This is a genomic window from Nonomuraea glycinis (assembly GCF_035920485.1).
Taxonomy (GTDB): domain Bacteria; phylum Actinomycetota; class Actinomycetes; order Streptosporangiales; family Streptosporangiaceae; genus Nonomuraea; species Nonomuraea glycinis.
On sequence record NZ_CP109166.1, the window covers coordinates 1,254,166 to 1,280,502 of the forward strand.

General features: G+C 70.2%; 29 protein-coding genes. 11 read left to right on the forward strand and 18 right to left on the reverse strand.

What is annotated here, in order from left to right:
• Positions 1-175: 175 nt before the first annotated feature.
• From OHA68_RS05750 to ychF, 7 genes are all read right to left on the reverse strand, one after another.
• Positions 176-475, reverse strand: a complete 300-nt coding sequence (locus tag OHA68_RS05750; RefSeq protein ID WP_327106660.1) for a hypothetical protein — start codon at positions 473-475, stop codon at positions 176-178.
• Between the two features lie 268 nt (positions 476-743).
• Complete coding sequence (locus OHA68_RS05755) at positions 744-1,988, reverse strand: type II toxin-antitoxin system HipA family toxin (RefSeq protein WP_327106661.1); 1,245 nt, start codon at positions 1,986-1,988, stop codon at positions 744-746.
• Positions 1,985-2,272: a helix-turn-helix domain-containing protein gene (locus tag OHA68_RS05760; RefSeq protein ID WP_327106662.1), complete on the reverse strand. Its 288-nt coding sequence runs from the start codon at positions 2,270-2,272 to the stop codon at positions 1,985-1,987. Before OHA68_RS05760 ends, OHA68_RS05755 begins: the two co-directional genes overlap by 4 nt.
• Positions 2,273-2,358: 86 nt before the next feature.
• On the reverse strand, positions 2,359-3,123 hold the full coding sequence (locus OHA68_RS05765) for a class I SAM-dependent methyltransferase (RefSeq protein WP_327106663.1): 765 nt from the start codon (positions 3,121-3,123) through the stop codon (positions 2,359-2,361).
• A 54-nt stretch (positions 3,124-3,177) separates the two neighbouring features.
• Positions 3,178-3,501, reverse strand: coding sequence for a helix-turn-helix domain-containing protein (locus tag OHA68_RS05770; protein WP_327106664.1), 324 nt, complete (start codon positions 3,499-3,501; stop codon positions 3,178-3,180).
• Positions 3,389-4,342 carry an alpha/beta hydrolase gene (locus OHA68_RS05775; RefSeq protein ID WP_327106665.1) on the reverse strand — a complete coding sequence of 318 codons (954 nt, stop codon included), beginning with the start codon at positions 4,340-4,342 and terminating at the stop codon, positions 3,389-3,391. The genes OHA68_RS05770 and OHA68_RS05775 overlap by 113 nt, the downstream gene beginning before the upstream one ends.
• Positions 4,343-4,430: 88 nt before the next feature.
• Positions 4,431-5,507: a redox-regulated ATPase YchF gene (gene ychF / locus OHA68_RS05780; protein WP_189141874.1), complete on the reverse strand. Its 1,077-nt coding sequence runs from the start codon at positions 5,505-5,507 to the stop codon at positions 4,431-4,433.
• Positions 5,508-5,612: 105 nt separating this feature from the next.
• On the opposite strand from ychF, the gene rmuC reads away from it, so the two are divergent.
• The gene (gene rmuC, locus OHA68_RS05785) at positions 5,613-6,869 is read left to right on the forward strand and encodes a DNA recombination protein RmuC (RefSeq protein ID WP_327106666.1); all 1,257 of its coding nucleotides are present in this window, start codon (positions 5,613-5,615) and stop codon (positions 6,867-6,869) included.
• Positions 6,870-6,884: 15 nt separating this feature from the next.
• Positions 6,885-7,394, forward strand: a complete 510-nt coding sequence (locus OHA68_RS05790; protein WP_189141876.1) for a DUF6542 domain-containing protein — start codon at positions 6,885-6,887, stop codon at positions 7,392-7,394.
• 16 nt (positions 7,395-7,410) lie between these two features.
• On the opposite strand, the gene OHA68_RS05795 is transcribed toward OHA68_RS05790, so the two are convergent.
• On the reverse strand, positions 7,411-8,376 hold the full coding sequence (locus OHA68_RS05795) for a 4-hydroxy-3-methylbut-2-enyl diphosphate reductase (RefSeq protein ID WP_327106667.1): 966 nt from the start codon (positions 8,374-8,376) through the stop codon (positions 7,411-7,413).
• A gap of 100 nt (positions 8,377-8,476) precedes the next feature.
• Here OHA68_RS05795 and OHA68_RS05800 point away from each other — a divergent pair, with 100 nt between their 5' ends.
• From OHA68_RS05800 to xseA, 3 genes are all read left to right on the forward strand, one after another.
• Positions 8,477-9,577 carry a hypothetical protein gene (locus OHA68_RS05800; protein WP_327106668.1) on the forward strand — a complete coding sequence of 367 codons (1,101 nt, stop codon included), beginning with the start codon at positions 8,477-8,479 and terminating at the stop codon, positions 9,575-9,577.
• Positions 9,578-9,839: 262 nt separating this feature from the next.
• Positions 9,840-11,336 carry an RNA-guided endonuclease IscB gene (gene iscB / locus OHA68_RS05805; RefSeq protein ID WP_327106669.1) on the forward strand — a complete coding sequence of 499 codons (1,497 nt, stop codon included), beginning with the start codon at positions 9,840-9,842 and terminating at the stop codon, positions 11,334-11,336.
• 27 nt (positions 11,337-11,363) lie between these two features.
• Entirely contained in the window at positions 11,364-12,728 is a 1,365-nt protein-coding gene (gene xseA / locus OHA68_RS05810; RefSeq protein ID WP_327106670.1) for an exodeoxyribonuclease VII large subunit, read from the forward strand.
• Positions 12,729-12,751: 23 nt separating this feature from the next.
• Here xseA and OHA68_RS05815 read toward each other — a convergent pair whose 3' ends face one another.
• Positions 12,752-13,354 (reverse strand): TetR/AcrR family transcriptional regulator, encoded by a 603-nt coding sequence (locus tag OHA68_RS05815; protein ID WP_327106671.1) that lies wholly within the window; start codon positions 13,352-13,354, stop codon positions 12,752-12,754.
• Between the two features lie 86 nt (positions 13,355-13,440).
• Between OHA68_RS05815 and OHA68_RS05820 the strand changes: the two genes are divergently transcribed.
• The gene (locus OHA68_RS05820; RefSeq protein WP_327106672.1) at positions 13,441-13,845 is read left to right on the forward strand and encodes a nitroreductase family deazaflavin-dependent oxidoreductase; all 405 of its coding nucleotides are present in this window, start codon (positions 13,441-13,443) and stop codon (positions 13,843-13,845) included.
• A 70-nt stretch (positions 13,846-13,915) separates the two neighbouring features.
• Here OHA68_RS05820 and OHA68_RS05825 read toward each other — a convergent pair whose 3' ends face one another.
• From OHA68_RS05825 to OHA68_RS45285, 4 genes are all read right to left on the reverse strand, one after another.
• A complete protein-coding gene (locus OHA68_RS05825) occupies positions 13,916-14,152 on the reverse strand; it encodes an exodeoxyribonuclease VII small subunit (protein ID WP_189141880.1) in 237 nt (78 codons plus the stop codon).
• Between the two features lie 62 nt (positions 14,153-14,214).
• Positions 14,215-14,751, reverse strand: coding sequence for a DUF4245 domain-containing protein (locus OHA68_RS05830; RefSeq protein ID WP_327106673.1), 537 nt, complete (start codon positions 14,749-14,751; stop codon positions 14,215-14,217).
• A gap of 11 nt (positions 14,752-14,762) precedes the next feature.
• On the reverse strand, positions 14,763-15,374 hold the full coding sequence (locus OHA68_RS05835) for a TetR/AcrR family transcriptional regulator (protein ID WP_327106674.1): 612 nt from the start codon (positions 15,372-15,374) through the stop codon (positions 14,763-14,765).
• A 28-nt stretch (positions 15,375-15,402) separates the two neighbouring features.
• Positions 15,403-15,900 carry a helix-turn-helix domain-containing protein gene (locus OHA68_RS45285; protein ID WP_407674424.1) on the reverse strand — a complete coding sequence of 166 codons (498 nt, stop codon included), beginning with the start codon at positions 15,898-15,900 and terminating at the stop codon, positions 15,403-15,405.
• A gap of 354 nt (positions 15,901-16,254) precedes the next feature.
• On the opposite strand from OHA68_RS45285, the gene glpX reads away from it, so the two are divergent.
• Entirely contained in the window at positions 16,255-17,289 is a 1,035-nt protein-coding gene (glpX, locus tag OHA68_RS05840; RefSeq protein ID WP_327106675.1) for a class II fructose-bisphosphatase, read from the forward strand.
• Positions 17,290-17,377: 88 nt separating this feature from the next.
• Here glpX and OHA68_RS05845 read toward each other — a convergent pair whose 3' ends face one another.
• Both OHA68_RS05845 and OHA68_RS05850 read right to left on the reverse strand, forming a co-directional pair.
• Positions 17,378-18,025, reverse strand: coding sequence for a DUF1707 SHOCT-like domain-containing protein (locus OHA68_RS05845; RefSeq protein WP_327106676.1), 648 nt, complete (start codon positions 18,023-18,025; stop codon positions 17,378-17,380).
• Between the two features lie 53 nt (positions 18,026-18,078).
• A complete protein-coding gene (locus OHA68_RS05850; RefSeq protein ID WP_189141886.1) occupies positions 18,079-18,630 on the reverse strand; it encodes a TetR/AcrR family transcriptional regulator in 552 nt (183 codons plus the stop codon).
• Positions 18,631-18,775: 145 nt separating this feature from the next.
• On the opposite strand from OHA68_RS05850, the gene OHA68_RS05855 reads away from it, so the two are divergent.
• Both OHA68_RS05855 and OHA68_RS05860 read left to right on the forward strand, forming a co-directional pair.
• Positions 18,776-19,366 carry a DUF998 domain-containing protein gene (locus OHA68_RS05855; protein WP_327106677.1) on the forward strand — a complete coding sequence of 197 codons (591 nt, stop codon included), beginning with the start codon at positions 18,776-18,778 and terminating at the stop codon, positions 19,364-19,366.
• Positions 19,367-19,442: 76 nt separating this feature from the next.
• Entirely contained in the window at positions 19,443-20,603 is a 1,161-nt protein-coding gene (locus OHA68_RS05860; RefSeq protein ID WP_327106678.1) for an MFS transporter, read from the forward strand.
• Here the strand turns inward: OHA68_RS05860 and OHA68_RS05865 are convergent.
• Complete coding sequence (locus tag OHA68_RS05865; protein WP_327106679.1) at positions 20,587-21,543, reverse strand: Gfo/Idh/MocA family protein; 957 nt, start codon at positions 21,541-21,543, stop codon at positions 20,587-20,589. The genes OHA68_RS05860 and OHA68_RS05865 overlap by 17 nt on opposite strands.
• A 22-nt stretch (positions 21,544-21,565) precedes the next feature.
• Positions 21,566-22,939, reverse strand: coding sequence for a MocR-like pyridoxine biosynthesis transcription factor PdxR (gene pdxR / locus OHA68_RS05870; protein ID WP_327106680.1), 1,374 nt, complete (start codon positions 22,937-22,939; stop codon positions 21,566-21,568).
• A gap of 68 nt (positions 22,940-23,007) precedes the next feature.
• On the opposite strand from pdxR, the gene OHA68_RS05875 reads away from it, so the two are divergent.
• Together OHA68_RS05875 and OHA68_RS05880 are read left to right on the forward strand one after the other, a co-directional pair.
• Positions 23,008-23,955 (forward strand): DMT family transporter, encoded by a 948-nt coding sequence (locus OHA68_RS05875; protein WP_327106681.1) that lies wholly within the window; start codon positions 23,008-23,010, stop codon positions 23,953-23,955.
• Between the two features lie 69 nt (positions 23,956-24,024).
• Positions 24,025-25,677: a fumarate hydratase gene (locus OHA68_RS05880; protein WP_189141892.1), complete on the forward strand. Its 1,653-nt coding sequence runs from the start codon at positions 24,025-24,027 to the stop codon at positions 25,675-25,677.
• Positions 25,678-25,785: 108 nt separating this feature from the next.
• On the opposite strand, the gene OHA68_RS05885 is transcribed toward OHA68_RS05880, so the two are convergent.
• Positions 25,786-25,974, reverse strand: coding sequence for a DUF5999 family protein (locus OHA68_RS05885; RefSeq protein WP_327106682.1), 189 nt, complete (start codon positions 25,972-25,974; stop codon positions 25,786-25,788).
• Between the last annotated feature and the right edge of the window lie 363 nt (positions 25,975-26,337).

Here is a 26,337-nt window from a genome sequence, read left to right on the forward strand (position 1 = left end):
CCCTATCGAATGGGCATTTGACCAGGCCAGAGACCTAAATTCGCATAGCCCGGCCGCCACGAAATCCTGTCCTCATCGGGCCGGGTGGCGCTGACCTGCGGTGACGTACCGCGAAAAGAGGAACGGCCGCTTGCCCGATACCGGGCAGGCGGCTCATCCGCAAGGAGGTTCGCCGTCAGGCGGGCTCGGGATCCTGGTTGCCGACCGGGCGCCTTCTGGTGCGCAGGTCCACCACGGTGGGCTGCACCGCCCGCTCCAGCGATCCGCGCAGCCCCGCGAGCATGCTCGTGGTGTCGCGGGCGCGCAGCTGGGCGGCGAGCTCCTCGCGCTCGTCCACCTTCCTGCGCAGGTAGTCCTCGCGGTTGACGCGCAGGCCGTACATCAGCTCGACCCTCAGCAGGGCCAGTTCCTCTTCCATACTGATGCCCGCGAGCTTGGGCGCCGGGTTGTGCTTGTGGATGATGCGTCGGATCATGAGGGCCTCCCGAGTCAGCGTGACCGCCGTGTGCATTCGACGCGCGGGTGCCCCAGATGGTTGACGTCTCTATTGTCCCTCAATCAACTTTGTTGGCGACGAAGACGAGCTCACGCCCCGGACGGTCCGGCGCGTCACGCACCTCCCGGCACCCGAACCCGGCCCCGCGCAACGACCGCTCCACCTCCTCGCGACCCCGGAACCGCAGCGCAGAGCGTCCCGGATCCCGGCGAGTGGCTACAACGGCGTGCACCCAGGGCGCACCTGATCAGGCGGTGCGCCGACCCGCCTCACCGACAGATTCCAGCCGCCGTTCGATCGACTCGGCCATCATGGTGATCTCACGATCGGCGATCTGGTTCTCCCGTGCCCGATCGCGCCAGCCGGCCAGAGACGTAACGATGCGGCGTATCCGCTCCCGTGCAGCCTCCGGAGTCAGGCTGCAGTCCTCGGCCAGAGCAAGGAGTCCTTCGATCTCGTCGGGCAGCGCGTCGGCTCCCATGATCGAGGTCGAGCGGCTCCGGGTCACGTCGGGGTTCGGGTTCACGTCGAACACCGGACTGAGGGTCCAGGAATTGCGATCGACGAGGAAGCCGTGGTTGCGCAGGTGGTCATCCGTGTTGCCGAGGGCGACGCTGGCGATGACCCGGTCGTAGAGCTCGTGGTGATCCTTTCGAGGCGAGCGGGAGATGTCCCGCATGGCCTCGGCGATGTCGGCGTAGTCGCGGTGCCCGCCGTCGACGGAGCCGGTCGCCGTCATCGCGCTGATGTAGCCGATGCGCGCCCCGGTGCTCGTTCTGTCGAATCTGCGCAGGATCAGCACGCTCCGCTCCCCCACGCGTGTCAGCCGGCGCTGCGGGGTGCGGATGCCGGCTCCCTCCAGCAGATCGAGCGCCGTGGCTTCCCAGGCCATCACGTCCCACTGGTCGCTGGAGTGCGGGAACTTCGCGATGGCGAGGCTGCCGTCCTCGAGCCGCACAGAGGCCTTCGGCCGGGCACCGCCGAGGCCCGTGGTCCCCGTGTCCAGGAGTTGCTTCACTGCGCTGGAGGGGTCCGCGTCCGAGGCGAGCTCATCGCTGGCATGCAGGAGCTCGGGCAGCGAGATGAGCCGAGGCACGCTTGAGGGCTTGCCGAGAAACTCATCGCGGCCGGGCAGCCGGAAGCGCAGCGCGCCCTGGCGTGTGTCGTCGCTGACGCCCAGGAGGAAGTCGAGGTCGTCCAACCGGCGCAGTGCCCTGCCCTCCTCGCGGGCGCGGATCCGTTCCGCCTTCTCGATGAGGTTGCGGCCCCATCGGTCGGGGGCACTGTCGGCGAAGGCACGGATCAGACCGGCCTGGTGCTGCGAGCCGGACACCAGCAGCAGAGCGGGGTCGATGTTCATGCCGTCGTCGGCGAGGTAGTCCGAGTCGTAGAGGAAGGTCGTGGAGATCTGGCTGCGCACTCGGGTGAAGTAGGCCTGGCCGACCAGGCGGGTGCGACCTGCGTCTTCGACGAGGACGTCGACGGTGGTCATCGCGCGCGCTTCCTCACGAGCTTGTCGGCGCGCAGCCTGCCGATGTCGCTGCCCAGCGGATCGACCGCATCGACCACCTGGTCGAGCACGCCGAGTGCACGGAGCACCTGAGCAACGTTGTTGAAGCTCACGTTCGGGTTGCCCGATTCGATCTTGCGCAGGGTGTCGCGCGTGATGTCGGCACGCTCGGCAACCTGCTGCGCCGTCAGGCCGAGCACCATGCGCCACCCGCGCACATGCTCGCCGAAGTCCGCAATCTGGCGATCAATCCTGTAACCGACCATGCTAACCTCTCTTACTCTGACTACTAGAGTAGCCATATGAGGTAGATGCGGCGAGCGTATTCGTCTTAAGCGAAGCAACTGGCATCTCAGAGACTCCGGTGATCAAGTCTTGCGATCCCGCTCTGGTCGAGTTTGTCGGCGACGAAGACAAGCTCACGCCCCGGCCGATCGGGCGCGTCACGCACCTCCCGGCACCCGAACCCGGCCCGTCGCAGCGCCCCCTCGACCTCCTCAGGGCTCCGAAAGCGGAGCGTGGAGTCGGAGGTGAGGACGGCGCCGTCCGAGGCGAAGACGTACGTCTGCCGGAAGGTGACCAGCGGCCCGGACACCTTCAGCACGTCGCACCACGACTCCACGACCCCCACGCCGCGGACGTCGGTGACCGCGTACGTCCGCGCCCGATCCCACTCCTCCCACGCCCGGCGGGCCGGGTCACGGGTCTCGAACACCAGCACACCCGCCGGCCGCAGAGCGTCCCGGATCCCTGCCAGAGTGGCCGCCCACTCCTCGTCGGTGAGGAAGACCTGCGCCACGTTGCCGGTCATGACGGCCAGATCGGCCTTGAGGGGCGGCAGCGTCGTGGCGTCGCCCAGGATCCACCGCACCCGGTCCGCGCCGGGTTTACCCCGCGCGACGTCGAGCGAGGCCCCGGCCGGGTCCACCCCGACGACCTCGACCCCGCGCCGCGCCAGCAGGCACGCGAACGAGCCGGTGCCGCAGCCCACATCGAGGACCTGGCGCGCGCCGAACTCGTCCACCAGGGCGGCGTAAGCGTCGAGGTCGCCCCGGCCGGGATCGAGCGGGTCGTAGATCGCGGCCAGCCGGGGGTCGGCGAAGATCGGATCGGGCATGCGGCCCACGCTAGGCGACCAGCGGGAGTTCTTCGACGAGGACTTCGACGGTGGTCATCGCGCGCGCTTCCTCACGAGCTTGTCGGCGCGCAGCCCGCCGATGTCGCTGCCCAGCGGATCGACCGTATCGACCACCTGGTCGAGCACGCCGAGTGCACGGAGCACCTGAGCGACGTTGTTGAAGCTCACGTTCGGGTTGCCCGATTCGATCTTGCGCAGGGTGTCGCGCGTGATGTCGGCACGCTCGGCAACCTGCTGCGCCGTCTCAACCGCATCTGACCGAAGCCGGGCACCTTCGCGTCGATGCGGTCTCTCCGATCTGCCCTCGGAGCCACTCGTCGATGGTCTCCAGCGCAGTTCGCCCCATCGAGGTTGCATGCCCCGTGAACGCGTGCGGCGACGCGGGATAGACGCGTAGATCGACCTCGACACCAGACGCGAGGAGCCTCGCCGCCATGGCGAGATTGTCCTCAAAGAGCACATCTTCCGCGCCGATCACCATCAGGATCGGCGGGAGGTTCTTCAACTCCGCGAAGACGGGAGAAATGTCCGGGTCAGTGCGATCCGGCGCGTTACCCGCATACGCGGCAAGGAAGTACTCATCGGCGATGAAGCGTCCGGCCGGTGTCTGCGCGGAGAGGTCATACGTTCCGCATTGAACGACCGCGCCGCCGAACGCATGAATTCCACGATCGCGTAGCCGTATCAGCGTCACCGTCACCAGCGTGGAGCCTGCGGAGAATCCGCTCATGGCCAGCCGCGTCGTGCCGAACCGAGCTTCGGCGTTCTCGGCAAGCCACAACGCCGCCGTCTCGCAGTCGTCGGGCGCTGCGGGCCAGGGGTTCTCAGGGGCGAGTCGATAGTCCACGCTCACTACGGCGATGCCCAGCGCGTCGACAAGTCGCCGATTCCGGACATCGCTTCCCGCGGCCGAACCCAGATAGAAGCCACCGGTGTGAATCTCCAGCAGCGCTCCCGTGGCGGGCCGGTCCGTCGGCGTATGGATCCGCACGGGCACACTTCGCCCGCGAGAACTCACCGTCTCCACCGACGGGGACGGTCGGCATTCGGCAGGCGCAGGCATCGCTTCTCGGACAGCCAGGAGCTCGGATTCGCTTTTCGGTCCGTGACCGGCGCGTCGGGACGCGTAGAACTCACGGGACTCGTCGACGAGCGGCAGGAGTGCCGGATCGATCAGTGAGGACGCATCAAGTCGCATGATCGAACCCTACGGAATCGGGCCGGACGGTCGGCCAACCACGCGACAGAACTCTGTCTGATCCAAGATGAACCGCCTGACCAGTGATTCAGACGTTGAATCTGAACTCCACCACGTCGCCGTCGCGCATCACGTAGTCCTTGCCCTCGATGCGGGCCTTGCCGGCGGAGCGGGCCTTGGCGATCGAGCCGATCTCCATCAGGTCCTCGAAGGAGACGACCTCGGCCTTGATGAAGCCGCGCTGGAAGTCGGTGTGGATCACGCCGGCCGCCTCCGGCGCGGTGGCGCCCTTGGGGATCGTCCAGGCCCTGCTCTCCTTGGGGCCGGCCGTCAGGTAGGTCTGCAGGCCGAGTGTCTCGAAGCCGACCCTGGCCAGCTGCGAGAGGCCGGACTCCTGCTGGCCGACCGACTGCAGCAGCTCCAGCGCCTCCTCGTCGTCGAGCTCCACCAGCTCGGACTCGATCTTGGCGTCGAGGAAGACGGCCTCGGCGGGAGCCACCAGGGTGGACAGCTGGGTCCGGAGGTCGTCGTCGGTCAGCTCGTCGGCGTCGAGGTTGAACACGTACAGGAAGGGCTTGGCCGTGAGCAGGTGGAGCTCGCGCAGCTCGGCGCTGTCCAGCCCGGCCTCGAAGACGGTCTTGCCGGTCTCCAGGACCGCGAGGGCGGCCTCGGCGGCCTCCAGGGCGGCCTTCTTGTCCTTGTTGTGGCGCGACTCCTTCTGCAGGCGCGGGATGGCCTTCTCGACCGTCTGCAGGTCCGCCATGATCAGCTCGGTGTTGATCGTCTCGATGTCGCGCTTGGGAGAGATGTCGCCGTCGACGTGCGTGACGTCGGGGTCGTTGAAGACCCGGATCACCTGGCAGATCGCGTCGGTGTCGCGGATGTTGGCGAGGAACTGGTTGCCTCTGCCCTGCCCCTCCGAAGCGCCCTTGACCAGGCCCGCGATGTCGACGAACTCCACCTTGGCGGGCAGGATCCGGGCCGAGCCGAAGATCTCGGCCAGCTTGGGCAGGCGCTCGTCCGGCACCCCCACGATGCCCACGTTGGGCTCGATGGTGGCGAACGGGTAGTTGGCCGCGAGGGCGTTGCCGGTCTTGGTCAGCGCGTTGAACAGCGTGGACTTACCGACGTTGGGCAGGCCGACGATGCCGATGGAGAGGCTCACGCCCAGCGAGTTTACTTGCTCAGGCGAGGCCGCAGGTTACGGCCGCGACGGGCCCAGGCGTGTCGGGCTGAGATCCGGGCCCACTGTCCTGCAATCATCGATCGGATGGACGTCGTCTCCCTCCTCATCGGCCTGCTCATCGGCGCTGCCATCGGGTTCCTGCTGGCCAGAACGAGAGCGGCGGTCCGGGTGGCCGAGGCCGACGCCAGGGCCAAAGCCTCCGCCGAGAAGCTCGTCTACGTCGAGGAGCAGCTCGCCGAGCGCTTCCAGGCCCTGTCCACGCGGGCCCTCGACGTCAACAACGTGCGCTTCCTGGAGCTGGCCGAGACCCGGCTGTCGGCCAGCCGCGCGGAGGCCACCGGCGACCTGGAGCAGCGCAGGCAGGCCGTCGAGCACCTGGTCGAGCCGCTCAAGGACGCGCTGGCGCGGGTCGAGGCGCAGCTGCGCGACACCGAGTCCGGCCAGCGCGCCGCCCGCGCCGAACTGGCCAGGGAGATGGATTTCGTACGGCACAGCCACGAGCAACTACGGGCGCAGACCATGACGCTGGTCCGCGCGCTGCAGCGGCCGGAGGCGCGCGGGCGCTGGGGTGAGATGCAGTTGCGCAGGGTCGCCGAGATCGCCGGGATGCAGCACCACTGCGACTTCGACGAGCAGGTGACCGAGGGCGCCCAGCGGCCCGACATGGTGGTGCGGCTGGCCGGCGGCAAGAACATCGTGGTCGACTCCAAGGTCTCGCTGGCCGCCTACCTGGAGGCCGCCGAGGCCGCCGACGAGTCTCTCGCCTCGGTACGGCTCGACGCGCACGCCCGGCATGTGCGCGAGCACATCGACCGGCTCGCCGCCAAGGCCTACTGGCAGGGATTCAACCCGTCGCCGGAGTTCGTGGTGCTGTTCATCCCCGGGGAGGCGTTCCTGGCGCCCGCGCTGGAGCGCGATCCGAGCCTGCTGGAGTACGCGATGACGCGGCGGGTGCACATCGCCACCCCGACCACGCTGATCACGATGCTGCGCACCGCCCACTACGCCTGGCAGCAGGCGGCGCTGAGCGAGAACGCCAGGGCCGTGTTCGAGCTGGGCAAGGAGCTGTACGAAAGACTGTCGTCGCTGGGCAGGAACGTGGAGTCGCTCGGCAGGGCGCTCACGCGTACCGTGGAGGCGTACAACAAGTCGGTCGGCTCTCTTGAGAGCCGCGTCCTGGTCAGCGCGCGCAAGCTGCGCGACCTCGGCGTGGTGGACGGCGAGCTCGACCCCCCGGAGATGGTCGAGAGCCTGCCCAGGCCCCTGTCCTCTCCCGAACTGCTCGAAACCACGTCTCTCATTTCGCACGCGAACGGTAAGTTGGCCAACGGGTCGCAGTAAGGGGGGCGGGGCCATATGACCGGGAAAGGCAAGCGATCGGCCGTCAGGCTGACCGCTCGCGGCGCCATCGCGCTCATCCTGCTCGCCACACTCGCCGGATACGTCCTGGCGGCCCTGTTCGACCTGCAGGCGCTGATCGGGCTGGCGTTCGTTGCCGCGTGCCTGCTCGGCGTGCTCCTGGTCAACCCGCGCGAGCTGCTGTCGCTGGTGGTCACGCCGCCGCTGGTGTTCTTCGTCGCGACGCTCTTCGTGGAGCTCGGGCGGGCGCTCAGCTCGGTCGGCATCATCCAGTCGCTGGCGCTCGGCCTCTACGGCTCGCTGTCGCACGGCGCGCCCTGGCTGTTCGCGGGGTCGGCCGTCGTGCTCGGCGTCGCCTGGGGCCGCGGGCTGCGCGACAACGTCCGCGAACTACGCGACGAGCTGCGGGCGGGCGCGGAGGTGCCGCGCCCGCGCCAGCCGTTCGTCCCCGAGCCTGAGGGCTACTTCGAGCCCAAGGTGTACGGCACCCCACGCACCGAGGACTAGCCCTGCAGGCCCCCGGCTAAGAGGCTCGCAGGTCCTTGCGGAGCTCGTGCGGCAGGGAGAAGCGCATGCTCTCCCGCACCGACTCGACCTCCTCCACGTCGCCGAAGCCGTGCTGGGCCAGCCGTGCCAGCACCTGCTCAACCAGCTCCTCCGGCACCGAGGCGCCGCTGGTCACGCCGACCGTGGTGACGCCGTCGAGCCACTCGTCCTGGATGAACGTGGCGTTGTCGACCAGGTAGGAGGCGTCGGCCCCGTGGTCCTTGGCCACCTCCACCAGCCGCTTGGAGTTGGAGGAGTTCTCAGAGCCGACCACGATCACGAGCTGGGACTGCGCGGCGATCTCCTTGACGGCGACCTGCCGGTTCTGGGTGGCGTAGCAGATGTCGTCGCTGGGCGGGTCGATCAACGTGGGGAAGCGCTCCTTGAGCCGGGCGACCGTCTCGACGGTCTCGTCCACCGACAGCGTGGTCTGCGACAGCCACACCAGCTTCTCCGGGTCCTTCACCTGGATGCCGTCCACCGAGCCGAGGCCGTCGACGAGCTGGATGTGCTCGGGCGCCTCACCGGCGGTGCCCTCGACCTCCTCGTGCCCTTCGTGGCCGATGAGCAGGATGCCGTAGTCCTGACCGGCGAATCTCTTCGCCTCGTTGTGTACCTTGGTCACCAGCGGGCAAGTCGCGTCGATCGTGCGCAGCTTGCGCTGTCGGGCCTCGCTGTGCACGGCGGGCGACACGCCGTGGGCGGAGAACACCACGATCTCTCCCTCGGGCACCTCCTCCGTCTCCTCGACGAAGATGGCGCCCTTGGCCTCGAGCGTTTTGACCACGTGCGTGTTGTGGACGATCTGCTTGCGCACGTAGACGGGCGCGCCGTACTGCTCCAGAGCCTTCTCGACCGCTACGACGGCTCGATCGACTCCGGCACAGTAACCACGGGGCTTGGCTATGAGGACTCGGCGGGAAGTAGGGGTCTGGGGCTCCATACTTTCTATGCTACGTGGAGCGGCAACAGGCCCGCGCGTGCGTACTTGCCCGTCGTTTGCCATGCTGGCCGTCCGATACTGACCTCCCAGGGAGACGTACATGTCCCTCAGCGACGTGATACGCAACATCACCAAGTCCATTACCGACAAGAAGGCGAAAGACCTGCCGCTCCTTGTCGTCCAGGGCACTCTCAGCGCCGCAGGCCACGCACTCGGCCTTGTCGACCGCGTGAAGAAGTCGATCAGGGGCTCGGGCGCGAAGGAGGAGAAGAAGGACGAGACCACCCCGGTCACGGAGGTCGCCACGGCCACCGAGGAGGAGAAGCCGGCGCGCAGGGAGCCGGTGATCTTCGCACCGCGCCCCGGTACGGCCGAGCCGAACGGCACCGCCAAGACCAAGCCGGACCCGGTCATCTTCAGCCCCGCCAAGCCGGCTGCGGAGTCCGCGGCGAAGACCGAGGTGGAGCCGGAGACCTCCCCGGTCAAGGCGTCCCCGACCGTCACCGAGTCCGCTCCCGCCGCCACCACCGAGCCCGCAGCGGCCTCGTCCACCCCGGTGGCCGCTCCGGAGCCGGTGACCGCACCCGAGCCGGTGACCGCTCCGGAGCCGGTAGCCGCTCCCGAGCCTCCCGCCGCCTCGACGGAGCCCGTGGCCGCGCCTGAGCCCGCCGCCACCGCCAAGCCGCTCGTCACCGAGGTCAAGCCGGCCGCCGAGCCGACCGCCGAGGCCAAGCCCGTCGCAGAAGCCAAGCCCGTCGCGGAGGCCAAGCCCGTCGCGGAGGCCAAGCCCGTCGCGGAGGCCAAGCCCGTCGCGGAGGCCAAGCCGACGGTGGACGCCGCTGTCGAGACGAAGCCGGTCGGTGAGGTCAAGCCGAAGGCTGCCAAGGCGAAGGCGACCAAGCCGAAGGCCGCTGCCAAGCCGAAGGCCGTCGCGGAGGGTGACAAGCTGGCGGAGGCCGTCGAAGCCGTGCCCACCGCTGAGGGCGACGCCGCCCAGACGGCTCCTACCGCCGTGGTCGGACTGGCCGAGCCGCTGCCGGGCTACTCGGACCTGACCGTCGCCTCGCTGCGCGCCAGGATGCGCGGCAAGTCCGCCGAGCAGATCAGCGCGTTCCTCGCCTTCGAGCAGGCCACCAAGGCCCGCCCCGAGGTCGTGCGGATGTACGAGAACCGCCTGGCCAAGCTGCAGGCCGGAGAATAGTCACCGCGGCACCGTAGTCTTCCGCCGTCAACGACCCCGGCCTGAGGGCCGGAGCTTGAGGGACCGCCAGGTGCTTTGAGCTCGTATTGACCAGCCCGAGCCATCACGAACTGGAGGTGCAGCCTTGATGGCTACGTTTCACGTAGGACAGCGGACCCACCGGCAGGTGCTTCCTCAGCCTGCCGCTCTGGAATCGGTGTCAGCAGACAACCCGGGTCGGGACGAAACGGGACACCGGCGCCCCAGCGATGGGGCACCCGGCGTGGAACATGGGCGAGGGGAGACCCGCCGTACCGCACCAGGCGGCGGGCGTCACCCCGAGGCGTCGCACGACGTCGAGGGAGGCCGCGGCATTCCCGCCGCACCCCAGCCACACCAGCCGCGTGTGTTCGTGCTCGACCGGCACGGCGCCCCGCTTCAACCCGCCCGCCCGGCGATGGCGCGCAAACTGCTGGCCTCGGGCTGGGCGGTCATCCACCGCCACACCCCCCTGGTCATCCGGCTGAAAGACCGGGACGCCGGCTCCAGCGCGGTGCCCGGCGTCGAGGTCGGCGTCGACCCCGGCAGCAAGCACACCGGCATCGCCGTCTTCACCAACGACGAGGGCACCCGGGCCGGGCTGGTGGCGGTGCAGCTCGACCACCGGGGCGGGCGCATCCGCGACAGAATGGCCACCCGCGCCGGATATCGGCGACGCCGCCGGTCGGCGAACCTGCGCCACCGGGCGCCACGTTTCCTCAACCGAGCCCGACCGCGGGGATGGCTGGCGCCGTCGCTGCGGCACCGGGTGGACACCACCATGTCCTGGGTGGATCGGCTGGCCCGGTGGGCGCCGGTGCGGGCGGTGCACGTGGAGCGGGTCGCGTTCGACATCCACGCCATGTCCGCCGGCCGCCCTCTGGCAGGCGCCGAGTATCAGCAGGGCACCCTGGCCGGGTATGAGGTGCGCGAGTTCCTGCTGGCCAAGTGGGGCCGGGCTTGTGCGTACTGCGGCGCCACCGGCGTGCCGCTGAACCTCGATCACATCCACCCCCGCAGCCGGGGCGGGCCGGACCGCGTCAGCAACCTGGCCGTGGCCTGTATCGGCTGCAACCAGGCCAAGAACAGCATGCCGGTGGAGGTGTTCCTGGCCGGGCGGCCGAAGGTCCTGGCGCGGGTGCTGGCCCAGGCCAAGGCCCCGCTGCGGGACGCGGCGGCGGTCAACGCCACCCGGTGGGCGCTGTGGCGGGCCCTGGCCGCCACCGGCCTGCCCGTCCACACCGCCTCCGGCGGTCGCACCAAGTGGAACCGGTCGCGGACCGGCGCCGCCAAATCACACACCCTGGACGCGCTGCACGTGGGAGTACTCGACCAGGTGACCGGCCGGCCCGCCACCATCCTGGTCGCCGCCGCGACAGGCCGGGGCTCGTACTGCCGGACCCGGACCGACGCCTTCGGCTTCCCCCGGCTGCGACTGCCGCGCACCAAGCAGGTCCGCGGATTCGCCACCGGCGACCTGGTCCGCGCCATCGTCCCGGCAGGCAAGAAGACCGGCACCTGGACCGGGCGGGTCGCGGTCCGCACCAGCGGCAGCTTCAACATCACCACCGCGACCGGGACCGCGCAGGGCATCGGACACCGACACGTCCGGCTGCTGCAGCGCGGCGACGGCTACGCCTACACCACCCAAGGAGAAACCGATGCGCCCAGCCGACCATTTCGACGACGCATCGCCTACCCCCGCCCCGCTCCGCAGGAATCCGATTCCTTCCCGGCCTGAACGCCGGAGTATCCACGGAGGTATCTGATGACCTCGAAGACCTCACCCGAGTCTCCGCTGCCGATCCGCACCGTCCTGCAGATGGTGGGCGGCTGGATCGGCAAACTCGGGACCGTCTGGGTCGAGGGCCAGATCACGGATCTGAGCGCGCGCGGCGGCACGGTCTTCCTGACGCTGCGCGACCCGGTGGCCAATGTGTCCGCCCGGGTCACCGCTCCACGCGGCGTCTACGAGGCGACCGTGCCGCGCCCCGCCGACGGCGCCAGGGTGGTGGTGCACGTCAAGCCGGACTTCTGGGTCAACAGGGGTTCGTTCGCGTTCACCGCTCTGGAGATCCGCCCCGTCGGCGTGGGCGAGCTGCTGGCCCGGTTGGAGCGGCTGCGCCAGTTGCTGGCGGCCGAAGGGCTGTTCAACGCCGACAGGAAGCGGCGGCTGCCGTTCCTGCCCGGCACGGTGGGGCTGATCTGCGGCCGCGACTCGGCGGCGGAGCGCGACGTGCTGGAAAATGCCAGGCGCCGCTGGCCCGCCGTGCGGTTCAAGGTCGAGGAAGTGGCCGTCCAGGGCCCGTACGCCGTGGGAGAGGTCACCGAGGCGCTGGCCAAGCTCGACGCGGACGGGGACGTCGAGGTCATCGTCGTGGCCCGTGGTGGCGGCTCCTTGGAGGACCTGCTGCCGTTCTCGGACGAGACGCTCGTTCGCTCCGTGGCCGCCTGCCGCACCCCCGTGGTGAGCGCGATCGGTCACGAGCAGGACAGCCCGCTGCTCGATCTGGTGGCCGATGTGCGCGCCTCCACTCCCACGGACGCTGCCAAGAAGGTCGTCCCCGACGTCGGGGAGCAGCTCTCGCTGGTCCGTCAGCTCCGCGACAGGGGGCGCAGGGTGGTGAGCGGCTGGCTCGACCGGGAGATGTCGTGGCTCACCTCGACCCGCTCGCGTCCGTCGCTGGCCGACCCGGTGCGGGAGCTCGAACGCCGCGCCGAGCAGGTCGACGCCCTGCGTGAGCGCACCCGGCGGTCGCTGACGAGCTCGCTCGACCGGGCCGGCGACGACCTCACGCACGTCCGCGGCCGGCTCGTCGCCCTGTCCCCTGCGGCCACACTGGAGCGCGGCTACGCCATCGTCCAGCGCCCATCGGGCGAGGTGGTCCGCCGCGCCAAGGACGTCGCACCCGGCGCGCTGCTCACCCTCCGCCTCCCCGACGACCGCCTGACCGTCCGCACCGAACCGGCCGAGACCGATCCGACAGGGAGCCGCCTGGCTGAGGCTGAACCAGCTGGGGCTGAAGCGGCCGAGGTTGATCCGACCGGGAGCCGACCGGCTGGGAAGCCGGCCGACGACAAAACCGGCAAATCCCGTAAGTCCCGTAAGAAGCCCGAGAGCCCTGAGGCGTAGGGCTGCGGGGCTGCGTGCGGGAGTCAGCTTCGCGGTTGGGTGAGGGCGTGGGCCAGGGTTTCGACGCCTGCCTTGATGGCCTCGACGGTCAGGCCGCGTTCGTCGCGCTGGTAGCTGATCAGGTGAGCGTTGAGCGGCGCGAGCAGGGCGTCGGCCAGGAAGCGGGGGTCGGCCGCCGGCCGGACCTCGGCCATGAGCCTGGTCAGGTGCGTGTGGTAGAGCCGGTACGGCCCCCGGAACCTCACCTTCGGTGAGCCGAGCTCCAGCAGCAGCATCAGGTCCTGCTGGTCGACGACGCGGTCCACGAGCGCGGTCAGGAACGCCGCGACGCGCTCGGCCGCTCCCGCGCCGGGGCCGAGCGGCGGAGGGCCGTTCATGAAGGCTTCCTGGAAGACCCGTTCGCGCTCGTCGATGAGCGCGAACACCAGTCCGGTCCGGTCGCCGAAGCGGCGGTAGACGGTGCCCACCCCCACGCAGGCCTCGCGGGCCACCTCGTCGAGCGACAGCTGATCGGCCCCCTTGAGCTCGATCATGCGCGCGGCGACCTGGATGATCTTCTGTCGGTTGCGGGCCGCGTCGGCACGCTCAGGTTGCGGCTGCCCGACGATCGGCAACTGGTGGGACACAGGCAGAGCATAGCCCCGTTGCAACCGGAGGAATTTCCGCTTAATCTGCCCCGTTATACGGAGATCATTCCAATGAGGGAGATACCTTGCAGGACTTCAACAAGAAGATCATCGAGGAGTTCCGGGCCAACGCGGGCGTGGTCGGCGGCCCCTTCGAGGGAGCGACCCTCGTCCTGCTCACCACGACCGGCGCCAAGAGCGGCAAGCGCACCACCAGCCCGACGATGTATTTCCAGGACGGCGACCGCTACTTCATCATCGCCTCCAACGGCGGGGCCGACCACCACCCCGCGTGGTACCACAACCTGCGCGCCACGCCTCAGGCCACCGCCGAGATCGGCACGGAGACGTTCGAGGTGAAGGCGACTGTCATCGAGGGCGAGGAGCGTGACACGCTCTACGCGAAGGCGGTGGAGATCGCACCGGGGTTCGCCGAGTACGAGGCCAAGACCACGCGCCGCATCCCGGTCCTGGCCCTGCACCGCGTCTGACCCCGCGCCCCAAGCCCGAAGGCGGGCCCGCGCCCGCGGAGCCTGACGGCGCGCCCGCCATGCTGAAGCGTCAGAAGGGGGCGTCGTCCGGCGAGGCGGCGGTCGGGTCGGATCGGCGCGCCATCGCGGCGGCCAGCTTGACCCGGGCGCCCTGCAGCCACTCCTCGCAGATGGCGGCCAGCTTCTCGCCCCGCTCCCAGAGCTCGATGGACTGCTCCAGGGTGAGGCCGCCGGTCTCCAGGCGGCGCACCACCTCGGTCAGCTCCTCGCGGGCCTGCTCATATGAGGGTGCCTTCTCGTCTGCCACCCGCCCCACCTTAGGGTCAGCCACCGACAAGTGCGTCCCACCTCACCGATCAGGGTCGGTCGTCAGTCGGTCGGCTTGGGCCGCTGCTGGAGGACGGTGGCGATCTCGGTGAGCTCGGGCCAGTCCGCCGTGCCCGTGACCACCACGGTCACGTCCGGCAGCGGGAGGACCAGGGTGCGCTGGTTCTTGTCCTCGCGGAAGCGCCGCTCCCAGGCCTGGCCGTTGATCTGCTCCGTGCCGACGACCTTGTCGGAGTTGGCCATCCGGTTGGCGAATCCGGCGGCGGGCTTCTCGTCGCTCTGGATGATCACGGCGTGCTCCCGCTTGGCGGTGGCGTAGCCGAGGTGGAGGACCTGGGCGCCGCCCTCCCCTGTGGCGATCTTGTTGCTGTTGGGGACCCAGCCCGCCGGGTCCTTGCTGGGAGCCCACACCTGGTACGGCACCGTACGGCTGAAGTTGGCGACCGTGATGGAGTAGTTCAGCTTGGGGATGTGCTCCCCGCTGCTCTGCGGCGTGACCAGCAGGAAGAGCCCGGCCGCCCCGAGACAGACGAACAGGGCTACCGCGTAGCCGTAGAAACCTTCGGTGAACCGTCGCACAGTTGGCGAGGTTACCCGCTGGAGGGGCCGGTCGCCGAAGCGGCGGGCCGGATCTGCCCGATGATGGTGAGCACGTCCTCGGCCAGCTCCCGGTCGCCCGACTGGACGACCTCGGACACGGCGGCGGCCAGGGCGCCGGTGACGACCACGACCAGGGCGTTCTCGCCGTCGTCGAAGAGCGTGGCGTTGCGCCTGGCCCACGTGCGCAGGCGGTCGCGCATGATCACCTCGAAGCCGGGCGGGCCGTCGCCGCGCAGGAACAGCGCGGCGAGCTCGCGTTCGGTGAGACAGCCTTCGAGGTAGGCGCGGGCCGCGCTGATGAAGACCCGCATGGGGTCGGTCTCGCCGGAGCCGCGCGCCTCCCGGGCGGCCTGCTTGGTGCGCTGCGTCTGCCTGGCCTGGAACTCCTCGAACAGGGTGAGATAGAGGTCGGCCTTGCCCGAGAAGTGGTGGTAGAGGCTGCCGACGCTGGCATCGGCCCTGGCGACCACCTCGGTCACGCCCGCTTCGGCGAATCCCCTGGCGACGAAGACGTCCCTGGCTGCCTTGAGAAGCGCCGTGCGGGTGGCCGCTCCGCGCTCTGATGTCCGCGCTGCCACCGGCTGTTCCACATCGCTGCTCATGAGTGGCACATTATCCGTTCACTGAGTTTCAAGGATGGTCAGTGATTCGCCCGGTGTGGGCGAAGGTCCTCGTCTGATCCGGGCAGTGACCGTCCAGCCTGATCGTGCCGGTGGTGAAGCGCACCGACCGGGCCGCGCGGCGTTTGGTCTTGAACCGGGGAAAACCCACCTTCGGGCCCTTTACGCGCGCCCTGCCGGGAGTCACGCCAGTTCGCCAGGGCGTCGGCCAGGCGGGCCAGCCCGCAGGCGTAGGCCTCCTTGGAGTTGCCCGCCCACCACGGCGCCACCTCGTCCTTGACCTGATTCCGGCCTTTACGCAGGCCGTACATCGACCACGACAGGGCCGGGGGAGCCGGTCCTCGGGGATGCCGCAGGAGCGCTCGGCCTCCCGCTGCGCCAGATTCGCCCTCACCTGAGCCAGACCCCAGTTGAACGCCACCCGCACCGCCCCGCAATGCGACGCCAGCACAGCACCCTGACGCGCGGTCGGGTCCAGCGCGAAACGGTAAGCCTGCACGACCCGCACGACGGTCCCCCTCCCTCACATATTCGAGAGTATGTGCGAACGACCCTAGCAGCATGACTGCACACTGGGTAAGACTTTGCATGCGCATCGTGACGATCGAGGGATGGAGCAGGCAGCGCCGGCCAGACACGGCGCCAAGCCGCAGGCCCCTACAGTGCCCCTCTCCTGCTGTCCACCAGCGAGCAGACCACCGAGCCACCCCCCGATCACCACGTGACACACCGCGATCGCTCTAGAGAAACCAGATAAAGACTGACGAACACTGATACGAACCACAGCAGTTACCAACCCCCGCTGACCGGGGATAGAGGGACAACTACGATCGAGGTAGTCGTTCCTAGGAGGCCTCTCATCATGTCCGATCAGACGTCCGTACCTGCCGCCCTGGCCACGGGCGAGCGCGCCCCCGACCGAAACCTCGCCCTCGAACTTGTCCGGGTCACGGAGGCGGCGGCCATGGCGGCGGCCCGCTGGGTGGGACGAGGCGACAAGAACGGCGCCGACGGCGCGGCCGTGAACGCGATGCGCCAGTTGATCAACACCGTGTCCATGAACGGTGTGGTGGTCATCGGGGAGGGTGAGAAGGACCACGCCCCGATGCTCTTCAACGGGGAGCAGGTCGGCGACGGCAGTGGCCCCGAGTGCGACGTGGCGGTCGACCCGATCGACGGCACCCGGCTGACCGCGCTGGGCATGCCCGACGCGGTCTCGGTGATCGCGTTGAGCGAGCGCGGGTCGATGTACGACCCGTCGGCGGTTTTCTACATGGAGAAGCTGGTCACCGGGCCGGAGGCGGCCGACGTGGTGGACATCGAGGCGCCCGTGAAGGCGAACATCGCGGCGGTCGCCAAGGCCAAGCACTGCTCGCCCTCCGACGTGACGGTGGTCATCCTCGACCGGCCCCGGCACGAGCGGCTGGTCAAGGAGATCAGGGAGAGCGGCGCGCGGATCAAGTTCATCACCGACGGCGACGTGGCGGGCGCCATCATGGCGGCGCGCGGCGGCACCGGCATCGACCTGATGCTGGGCATCGGCGGCACGCCCGAGGGCATCATCGCGGCCTGCGCGCTCAAGTGCCTGGGCGGTGTCATCCAGGGCAAGCTGTGGCCGCTGGACGAGGCCGAGCGGCAGAAGGCCATCGCGGCCGGGCACGACCTGGACCAGGTGCTGACCACGGACGACCTGGTCAGGTCCGACGACGTGTTCTTCGCGGCGACGGGCATCACCCAGGGCGAGCTGATGGACGGCGTGCGCTACCGGGGTGGCGTGGCGATGACGCAGTCGCTGGTGATGCGCGGGCGCTCTGGAACGATCCGCAAGGTCGAGAGCGAGCACCAGCTGTGGAAGCTGCGCGCCTATAGCGCGATCAACTTCGACACCGCCGGCTGACGGTCACCTCCGACCTAAGGACAGCGCCGACCGAAGGTCACCACCGACCGAAGGACAGCGCCGCCTGAAGGTCAGCAACGGCTGAAGGTCAGCGGCGGCGCTTGCGGCGGGGTGGCTCCTTGACCTTGACCTCGCCGAGGAAGTTGCTGGTGCGCACCTCGACCACGGGCGAGTCCGGCTCGCTCGGCTGCTTGGTGAGGCGGACGGTCTTGTCCTTGGTGACGCGGATGACCTCGAGCCCTTCGGGGACGTGGATCTCCAGCCCGCCGAGGACCAGGGTGGCGTTGATGATGATGCGCCGGTTCTGCAGGATCGCGTCGCGCAGGTCGAGCTTGGTGGTGCCGAACATGGCCGTCACGCTCAGCTCGGCCGGCACCACCCAGCGACCGCCGCGGTGCTCCTTCTTGAAGATCGCCGAGACCGGCCTGCCGTCCAGGTTGAGCGGCTGCTCCTCGGGCGGCAGCAGGTCGGCGGTCACCTGGGCGAGCTCGCCGAGCGTGCGGGCGGCGTACACCGTCGTGAGCCGTTCCTCGAGCTCGTCCAGCATGAGGCGGCCGTCGGCGTGGGCGTCCTGGAGCACCTGGGCGACGCGCTCGCGGTCGGCGTCGGAGGCGCGCAGCTCGTGCGGCTGGGGCGAGTCGTCCTGAGCGCCTCGGCGGGCCGAGGTCCACTCTTCCGCCAGCCGCTCCCCGACTTCCTGCAGGCGTGGCAACCAGGATCCAGGGCGTTCGTTCACAGTTCAGACCATATCCCGCCAGGATCCGGAGCGCTTCCCCCTGAGGAGGCACATCATCGGATCCGGGCGACGAGGGCGGCGACGTCCTCGGCCAGTTGCTCGTCGACCTCGGCGTGCCGGTTGAGCAGGCGATACCACATGACGCCGAAGGCGATGTCCACCGCGAGCTCGGGGTCCACGCCCACGGGCAGGGCGCCGCGTTCGAGGACGGCGCGCAGGGCGCGGCGGCGCGGGCCGATGAGCCGGGCGTCCAGCTCAGCGGCGAAGCCCGGGTCGCTCTGGGCGTCGGCCATCAGCCCGACGACCACCCGCCCGGCGAGGCCGTGGGCAACCGCGAACGACTCGCGCAGGAAGACCACCAGGTCCCGCTGCGGGTCGCCGCTCTCCGGGGGCACCGGCAGCTGTTCGCCGACCACCTCGGTCATGGCTTCGAGCAGCAGCTCCGCCTTGGTCTGCCACCATCGGTAGAGCGTCTGCCGCCCGGTGCCCGCCGCCTCGGCGATGCCTTTGAGCGTGACGGAGGCGTACCCGTCGCGCTCGCACAGCTCCAGCGCGGCCCGCAGGATCGCCTGCCTGGCCACCTCGCTCCGCGGTCTGCCTGCCATCAGCCGATTTTATTGGTCACGCTGCCTCGTTTACTGAAAACCGGAATCTGTCGGGGTTCGCGGCCGTTGAAGCCGACAACATGAGAGGGGCGTTGTGCATCGGTCGGCACGTTGGGGCCTGGGCGCCGTGGGCGCCGGCGCCACCATGATCCTCGGACTGGACCTGGCCGCGCTCGGCGAGCTGGACCCGCTGCGGCGCACCATCAGCGAGCACGGCCTGCACGAGTACGGGTGGGTCTTCGGGCTGGGCGTCGCCCTGCTGGCGGCCGGGTCGGTGGCCATCGGCGTCTCGCTGGCCCGCAGGCGGCTGGCCGGGGTCGTCGGCACCGTGGCGCTGATGGCGTGGAGCGCCGGGCTGCTGGTGATCGCGTGGTTCCCCAAGCACGACTGGTCCGTGGGGCCCAGCCTCAGCGGCAGCATCCACCGGGCGGGCAGCGTCGTCGCCTTCCTCAGCCTCCCGCTGGCCGCGCTGATCATCGCCAGGCCGTGGCGGCGGGCGGAACGGGGGGCCGCGTCGCTGGCGGCCTTCGCGTTCGGGCTGCTCTCCGTGCTGTTCGCGCTGAGCATGATCGCCGTGATGACGATCGGCGCGCAGAGCGGGCTGCCGTGGTGGCGGGTGATGCCGCTCGGCCTGGTCGAACGGGGTCTGGCGGTGATCGAGGTGGCGGCGCTGGCGGCGCTCGGCGTGTGGGCCGCGGGACAGCGGCTGGGCGCCCCCGAGGACAACCTCGTCTAAGACTGGTGGAGCACCCGGCAGGCGGTTAACCTGACCCCGCCTCATCTTTGATTTCCCCCCGGTCAAGGAGGCCACCGTGCCGTCCACCCGTGATCGTCAGGCCCGCCATGCGACGTTCGTCGTGTTCGCGGTGCAGGGACTGTCCTTCGCCACCCTGCTCACCCAGGTCGCCCACCTCCAGGACAAACACGAGCTCAGCACCGGGGCGCTCACCGTGCTCCTGCTCATCGTGCCGGTCTTCGCCGGGATCGGCAGCGTCGCCGCCGGCTCGTTCGCCGCCCGCCTGGGCAGCAAGACGCTCCTGCGGGGAGCGCAGCCCGCGGTGGCCCTCGCCGTGGTGCTCGCCGGCCTGGCCCCGAGCGTGGCGACCCTCGTGCCGGCGCTGCTGCTGTTCGGGCTGGGGGTCGGCGCGGTGGACGCGGGCATGAACATGCAGGGCGTCGCGGTCGAGCGCAGGTACGGACGGGCGGTGCTGAACGGCTTCCACTGCCTGTGGAGCGTGTTCAGCCTGGCCGGGGCGCTCTGGGTGGCGGCGGTCGGTGACGGCCTGCCGATGGAGGCCGTCATGGCGATCCCGATGGTCGTGGCCGTGGCGGGCTCCCTGTACGCGGGGCCCAAGCTGTGCACGGCGGCGGAGGAGAAGGCCGAGACCGAGGCCAAGACCGCCGCCCGTGGGTTCCCCTGGCGGTCGATCGTCCCGCTCTGTCTGGCGATGGGCTTCCTGTACGTCGGGGACGCGGCCGTCTCCAACTTCAGCACCGTCTTCATGCAGGACATCCTGTCGGCGGACGCCCGGGTGATCCCGCTGGCCTACGCCGCCTACCAGGCGACGACGCTGCTCGTCCGGCTCGGCGGGGACGTGGCGGTCAGGAGGTACGGCCCGGCCACCGTCGTCAGGCTCGGCGGCGCCATCGCCACGCTCGGCTTCCTCGGCATCGTCGCCGCCCCCAGCCAGCCGCTGGCCATCGTCGCGTTCGGGCTGACCGGCATGGGCCTGGCCGTGGTGGCGCCGCAGTCGTTCTCCGCGGCCGGGCGGCTGGACCCGGCGGGCACCGGGGTGGCCATCGCCTGGGTCAACCTGTTCAACTACGTCGGTTTCATCGTCGGCTCCGGCCTGGTGGGGGTGGTCGCCGACCTCGGCGACATGCGGACCGGTTTCGTCGTACCGCTGGTGCTGGTCGCCGCGATCGTGGCCCTGGCCAGGGGCTTCGAGCCCGCCCTCAAAACACGGGTCTGACCGCCCCCTTTACCTCCGCGACCTGGACAAGGCGGTGCTCGCGGCGGGACAGCTCGGCCGCCTCGGCCACGTACAGCGCGGCCAGCGCGTCCTCGATCGAGCACAGGCCGGGCGCGTCGCGCAGGAACGCGTCGAGCTCGGCCGCGTACGCGTCGGCGAAGCGGGCCACGAAGTCCGGCCACGGCTCCCCGGGCGGCTGCAGGCCCTCGGCCGTGGACAGCGGGGCGCGCGGGCCGAGGCCGACGGCCCTGGTGGCCTTGGTGCCCGCCAGTTCCATGCGCACGTCGTACCCCGCGCCGTTGTAGCGCGAGCCTTGGACGGTGGCGAGCGTGCCGTCGTCGAGCGTCAGCAGCGCGGCGCTGGTGTCGACGTCGTCGGCCTCGCCGAAGAACGCGGCGCCCCGGTTCGCGCCGGTCGCGTAGACCGAGACCACCTCGCGGCCCGTCACCCAGCGCAGGATGTCGAAGTCGTGGATGTGGCAGTCGCGGAAGAGGCCGCCGGACAGCGGGATGTAGGCGGCGGGCGGCGGCGACGGGTCGGCGGTGATCAGGTGGACGCGGTGCAGGTCGCCCAGCTCACCGGCGCGCAGGGCCTCGGCGGCGGCCACGTATCCGGCGTCGAACCTGCGCTGGAAGCCGATCCGCACCCGGTTGCCCCGCGCGGCCTCCAGCACCTCGATCGTCTCCTTGACGCCGCCGGCCACCGGCTTCTCGCAGAAGGCCGGGATGCCGCGCCGGCAGGCTTCGAGGAGGAGCTCGGCGTGGGTGCTGGTCGGGGTGGCGATCACCACGACGTCCGCCTCGAACGCGTCCCCCGGCCGGCCGTACGGCGAGGTGCGCACCGGATCGGTCACGATCAGCTCGTCCACCAGCGGATGCGCGGCCAGCGTCGCGGCGTGGAACGCGCCGATCCTGCCCAGCCCCATCAGTCCCACACGCATGACACTCCCGACTCCCAAGTTCCTACATCACATTATGTCCAGACATAATGTCTTTTAAGCCTTGTACGGCCTCCGCAGCCTTGCGTGCGGGCAGCCGGGCGAAGCCCACCACGACGGCGGGCGGCCCGGCGGCCGAGCGCATGATGCCGACCGGCTCCGCGGACAGCCCCAACTCGACGGCCGCCGCCGCCATCCGGCCCTCGTCCCAACCGTCCGGCAGGTCCAGGTAGACGTGCAGCCCCGCCTCGATGCCCCGCACCCGGACCTCGGGCAACCCCTCGGCCAGCGCCCCGACCAGGGCGTCCCGGCGCCGGTGATATTCCCTGCGCATGCGCCGCAGATGCCGGTCGTAGCCGCCGGTACGCAGGAAGTGGGCCAGCGCGTACTGCTCCACCACCGGGGAGCCCAGGTCCAGCTCGCCGCGCGCCCGCCGGACGGCCTCGGCCAGGGGCGCGGGCGCGACCACCCAGCCGAGCCGGAGCCCGGGGGCGAGCGCCTTGCTGACGCTGCCGGACAGGATCACCCGATCCGGCGCCAGCCCCTGCAGGCAGCCCACCGGGTCACGGTCGAAGCGGAACTCGGCGTCGTAGTCGTCCTCCAGGATCACGCGGTCCCCCTGGCGGACCCATTCCATCAGCGCGGCCCGGCGGGCCGGTGACAGCACCACGCCCGTCGGGTATTGGTGCGCCGGCGTGAGCAGGACCGCGTCGGCCGCGGGCAGCCGCGCCACGTCCAGCCCCTGGTCGTCCACCGGGACCGGGAACAGGTCGGCGCCCGCCCGGCGCAGCAGGGGCTCCTGGCGGTGGCTGGTGGGGTCCTCCACGGCCAGCCGCACCCGCCTGTCGCGGGCCAGCACCCGCAGGATCAGACTGAGGCCCTGGGCGACGCCGCCGACGATCACCAGGTTCTCCGGCCGCACGTCGGCCGCCCGCACCCGCCTGAGGTATCCGGCCAGCTCCTCGCGCAACTCCGGCACACCGCCGGGGTCGCCGTAGTCGAGGGCGTCGCCCGGCATGGTGGTCAGGACGTGCTTGACCGAGGCCAGCCAGCGCTGCCTGGGGAAGTGGCCGAGATCCGGCGAGGTGGGCCGGTGCCCGTAGAAGGGGGCGTGCGGCTCCGGGCCGGTCGCCGGGGGCGGGGCGGGCGGGGCGGCGACGGGGGCCACCTGGGTGCCGGAGCCCACGCGGGAGATGAGGAACCCCTCGGCGACCAGTTGCTCGTACGCCTCCACCACGACGCCCCGGGAGACCTGGAGGTCGGCGGCGAGGTCACGGCTGGCGGGCAGGCGGGTGCCGGGCGTGAGCCGGCCCTGCCGGATGGAGGCCCGCAACTCGGACGCGACCTGTCCGGCGATCGCACCTTTTTCCCGATTTATCGTTACATGGAGGTCGGCCACATTGGTCCTTATTTATCGTGGGCCATTGGACTGTTTAGGTGGACCATTGTCTCCCTAACATCCGTCACATGAGAAACGGAACCGCCGGCGCCGCCACCGCCATGTTCACCGTCGGCACGCTGGCCGGAGTGTCCGCCCTGGTCAAGGACTATCCCGTGTACGGCGGGCAGGCGGTGCGCTACCTGCTGGCCGCCGTCGTCCTGCTGGCCGTGACCAGGGCGCTCGGGCTGCGGTTCGTCCGCCTGACACCGCGCGAGTGGCTGCTGCTCGGCGGCCTCGCCCTGACCGGCCTGGCGATCTTCAACGTCTGCGTGACCGAGTCCGCCCGCGCCTCCGGCCCCGCGCTGGTGGGCACCGTGCTCGGCGCCGTCCCGCTCGCGCTGGCCCTGGCGGGCGGCCGGCCGGCTCCCCGGCTGCTCGTCGGCGCCACCGTGGTGGCCGCGGGCGCGACGCTGGCCGCCGGGCTGGGCAGCGGCACCCTGACCGGCCTGCTGTGGGCGCTCGGCGCGTTCGTCGGCGAGATCTCCTTCTCCCTCATGGCCCTTCCCCTGCTGCCCAAGCTGGGCGCCATCAGGGTGTCCACCTACTCCACGGTCCTGGCCACGCCCCTCCTGGCCGCCATCGGATTCGCCCGGGAGGGCACCGGCATGCTGCGGGTGCCGACGCTCGCCGAGTCGCTGGGCTTCGCCTACCTCGCGATCGTGGTGACCGTGGGGGCGTTCCTGCTCTGGTACACCGCGCTGCCGAAGCTCGGCCCTGGCCGCGCGGGCCTGTTCGCCGGGCTCATCCCGGTCGGCGCCATCGTCACCGGCCTGGTCCTCGGCCTCGCCACCCCGTCCGGTTACGACCTTCTGGGCGCCGCCCTGGTGATCGCGGGCATCCTCGTGGGACTCAGCGCCGACCGGACGGGCAAGCGGGCGCACGTGACGGCGGCCGACCCCGTGAACCGGAGGAGCGTTCCCCTGGACAGAGCCCGGCCACGTACGGAGGTCGGGCCTTCCCGGGCTGAGCCGTAAAAAATCATCCCCCACGGCGGGAGAGCGGCGCCGGGCGCGTAAGGTTTCTTCGCGATCGAAAGGATGACTATGGCCGACTTCGACTACACCGATCTGCTGCCCCTGGGTGCCGATGACACGGAATATCGGTTGATCACGGCGGAGGGGGTGCGGACGGTCGAAGCGGCGGGGCGCACCTTCCTGGAGGTGGAGCCGGAGGCGCTGCGGCAGCTCACCGAAGCCGCGATTCACGACATCTCGCACTTCCTGCGCCCGTCCCACCTGGCCCAGCTCCGCAAGATCATCGACGACCCCGAGTCCAGCGGCAACGACCGGTTCGTCGCTCTCGACCTGCTCAAGAACGCCTCCATCTCGGCCGGCGGCGTGCTGCCCATGTGCCAGGACACCGGCACCGCGATCGTCATGGGCAAGCGCGGCCGGCACGTGCTCACCGACGGCCGCGACGCCGAGCACGTCTCGCGCGGCGTCTACGACGCCTACACCAGGCTCAACCTGCGCTACTCCCAGATGGCCCCGCTGACCATGTGGGAGGAGAAGAACACCGGCAGCAACCTCCCGGCCCAGATCGAGCTCTACGCCGAGGACCCGCACGGCCACCCGGACGAGTACAAACTGCTCTTCATGGCCAAGGGCGGCGGCTCGGCCAACAAGTCGTTCCTGTACCAGGAGACCAAGGCCGTGCTCAACGAGAAGCGGATGCTGGCCTTCCTGGAGGAGAAGATCCGCTCGCTCGGCACCGCCGCCTGCCCGCCGTACCACCTCGCCGTGGTCGTGGGCGGCACGTCCGCGGAGTACGCGCTCAAGACGGCCAAGTACGCCAGCGCCCGCTACCTCGACTCGATCCCCACCGAGGGCTCGGCGTCCGGGCACGGCTTCCGCGACGTGGAGTTGGAGGCCAAGGTCTTCGAGCTGACGCAGAAGCTCGGCATCGGCGCCCAGTTCGGCGGCAAATACTTCTGCCACGACGTGCGCGTCATCCGGCTGCCCCGGCACGGCGCCTCCTGCCCGGTGGCCATCGCCGTCTCCTGCTCGGCCGACCGCCAGGCGCTGGCCAAGATCACGCCGGAGGGCGTCTTCCTGGAGAAGCTGGAGACCGACCCGGCCCGCTTCCTGCCCGAGACCACCGACGAGCACCTGTCGGACGACGTGGTCTCCATCGACCTCAACCGGCCGATGCCGGAGATCCTCGCCGAGCTGTCGAATTATCCGGTGAAGACGCGGCTGTCGCTGACCGGGCCGCTGGTGGTGGCGCGCGACATCGCGCACGCCAAGATCGGCGAGCTGCTGGACGAGGGCGGCGAGATGCCGCAGTACCTCAAGGACCACGCCGTCTACTACGCGGGCCCGGCCAAGACGCCCGAGGGCTACGCCTCCGGCTCGTTCGGGCCGACGACCGCGGGCCGGATGGACTCCTACGTCGAACGCTTCCAGGCCGCCGGCGGCTCCATGGTGATGCTGGCCAAGGGCAACAGGTCCAAGCAGGTCACCGACGCCTGCCGGCAGCACGGCGGCTTCTACCTGGGCTCCATCGGCGGCCCCGCGGCCCGGCTGGCGCAGGACTGCATCAAGAAGGTCGAGGTGCTCGAATATCCCGAGCTGGGCATGGAGGCGGTCTGGAAGATCGAGGTGGCGGACTTCCCCGCGTTCATCGTCGTCGACGACAAGGGCGAGGACTTCTTCACCGACAGCACCGGCCCGGTGCTGTCGATCGGACGGCGCTAGAGCGTCGGACGCCGGGGAGTGCCGGGCGGGATCGCCGCAGGGCGGTCCGCCCCGGTCTCCGGCCCGGTGGCCGGCGTGCTCAGGTGGCCGGCGCGGCGGCCGGCGTGCTCAGGCGGCCACCGACACCCGGTGCGGGGCGACGATCCGGCCGTCGGGCAGCAGCAGACCGGTGTCCTCGAACAGGACCACGCCGTTGCACAGCAGGCTCCAGCCCTGGTCGGGGTGGGCGCTCATCACGTGCGCGGCCTCACGGTCGAGCGAATCGGCACTGGGACATACGGGGTGGTGACTGCACATCGTGCACCTCTCAGATGGCGCTCCTGGAATTGATCTTAGTAGGGCAGCTGTCGCCCTGACGGCGTGCGAAGGTCCAGCGCGGTCGCGCGCGGCCTGCGGGGCCGGCGGCGAACCTGGATCTGGCGCATCTTCATCACGTCCTTGACGGTTTCCGTTGCGGTCCAACCTCGGGTTATGTCCTCATTGTGATGACCGGCACCGACAGTTTCGGCCTCTTCATGAGCATTCCTTCCCGATGAATCCAGCATCCCCTCGCTCCCTTACCACAGCCTTACAACTCGCTGACAGCCGTCAGAGTTCCTTTCTGCAACCCTGCCGACGACTTTCCCGCCGCGCCGGTACGGTGGAGCGTGCCACGGGAAC

Coding starts and splice junctions, on each gene's coding strand:
- OHA68_RS05750 (WP_327106660.1), bottom strand. CDS start 475: ATGATCCGACGCATCATCCACAAGCACAACCCGGCGCCCAAGCTCGCG.
- OHA68_RS05755 (WP_327106661.1), bottom strand. CDS start 1,988: ATGACCACCGTCGACGTCCTCGTCGAAGACGCAGGTCGCACCCGCCTG.
- OHA68_RS05760 (WP_327106662.1), bottom strand. CDS start 2,272: ATGGTCGGTTACAGGATTGATCGCCAGATTGCGGACTTCGGCGAGCAT.
- OHA68_RS05765 (WP_327106663.1), bottom strand. CDS start 3,123: ATGCCCGATCCGATCTTCGCCGACCCCCGGCTGGCCGCGATCTACGAC.
- OHA68_RS05770 (WP_327106664.1), bottom strand. CDS start 3,501: ATGCAACCTCGATGGGGCGAACTGCGCTGGAGACCATCGACGAGTGGC.
- OHA68_RS05775 (WP_327106665.1), bottom strand. CDS start 4,342: ATGCGACTTGATGCGTCCTCACTGATCGATCCGGCACTCCTGCCGCTC.
- rmuC (WP_327106666.1), top strand. CDS start 5,613: ATGGACGTCGTCTCCCTCCTCATCGGCCTGCTCATCGGCGCTGCCATC.
- OHA68_RS05790 (WP_189141876.1), top strand. CDS start 6,885: ATGACCGGGAAAGGCAAGCGATCGGCCGTCAGGCTGACCGCTCGCGGC.
- OHA68_RS05795 (WP_327106667.1), bottom strand. CDS start 8,376: ATGGAGCCCCAGACCCCTACTTCCCGCCGAGTCCTCATAGCCAAGCCC.
- OHA68_RS05800 (WP_327106668.1), top strand. CDS start 8,477: ATGTCCCTCAGCGACGTGATACGCAACATCACCAAGTCCATTACCGAC.
- xseA (WP_327106670.1), top strand. CDS start 11,364: ATGACCTCGAAGACCTCACCCGAGTCTCCGCTGCCGATCCGCACCGTC.
- OHA68_RS05835 (WP_327106674.1), bottom strand. CDS start 15,374: ATGAGCAGCGATGTGGAACAGCCGGTGGCAGCGCGGACATCAGAGCGC.
- glpX (WP_327106675.1), top strand. CDS start 16,255: ATGTCCGATCAGACGTCCGTACCTGCCGCCCTGGCCACGGGCGAGCGC.
- OHA68_RS05850 (WP_189141886.1), bottom strand. CDS start 18,630: ATGGCAGGCAGACCGCGGAGCGAGGTGGCCAGGCAGGCGATCCTGCGG.
- OHA68_RS05855 (WP_327106677.1), top strand. CDS start 18,776: ATGATCCTCGGACTGGACCTGGCCGCGCTCGGCGAGCTGGACCCGCTG.
- OHA68_RS05865 (WP_327106679.1), bottom strand. CDS start 21,543: ATGCGTGTGGGACTGATGGGGCTGGGCAGGATCGGCGCGTTCCACGCC.
- OHA68_RS05875 (WP_327106681.1), top strand. CDS start 23,008: ATGAGAAACGGAACCGCCGGCGCCGCCACCGCCATGTTCACCGTCGGC.
- OHA68_RS05880 (WP_189141892.1), top strand. CDS start 24,025: ATGGCCGACTTCGACTACACCGATCTGCTGCCCCTGGGTGCCGATGAC.
- OHA68_RS05885 (WP_327106682.1), bottom strand. CDS start 25,974: ATGTGCAGTCACCACCCCGTATGTCCCAGTGCCGATTCGCTCGACCGT.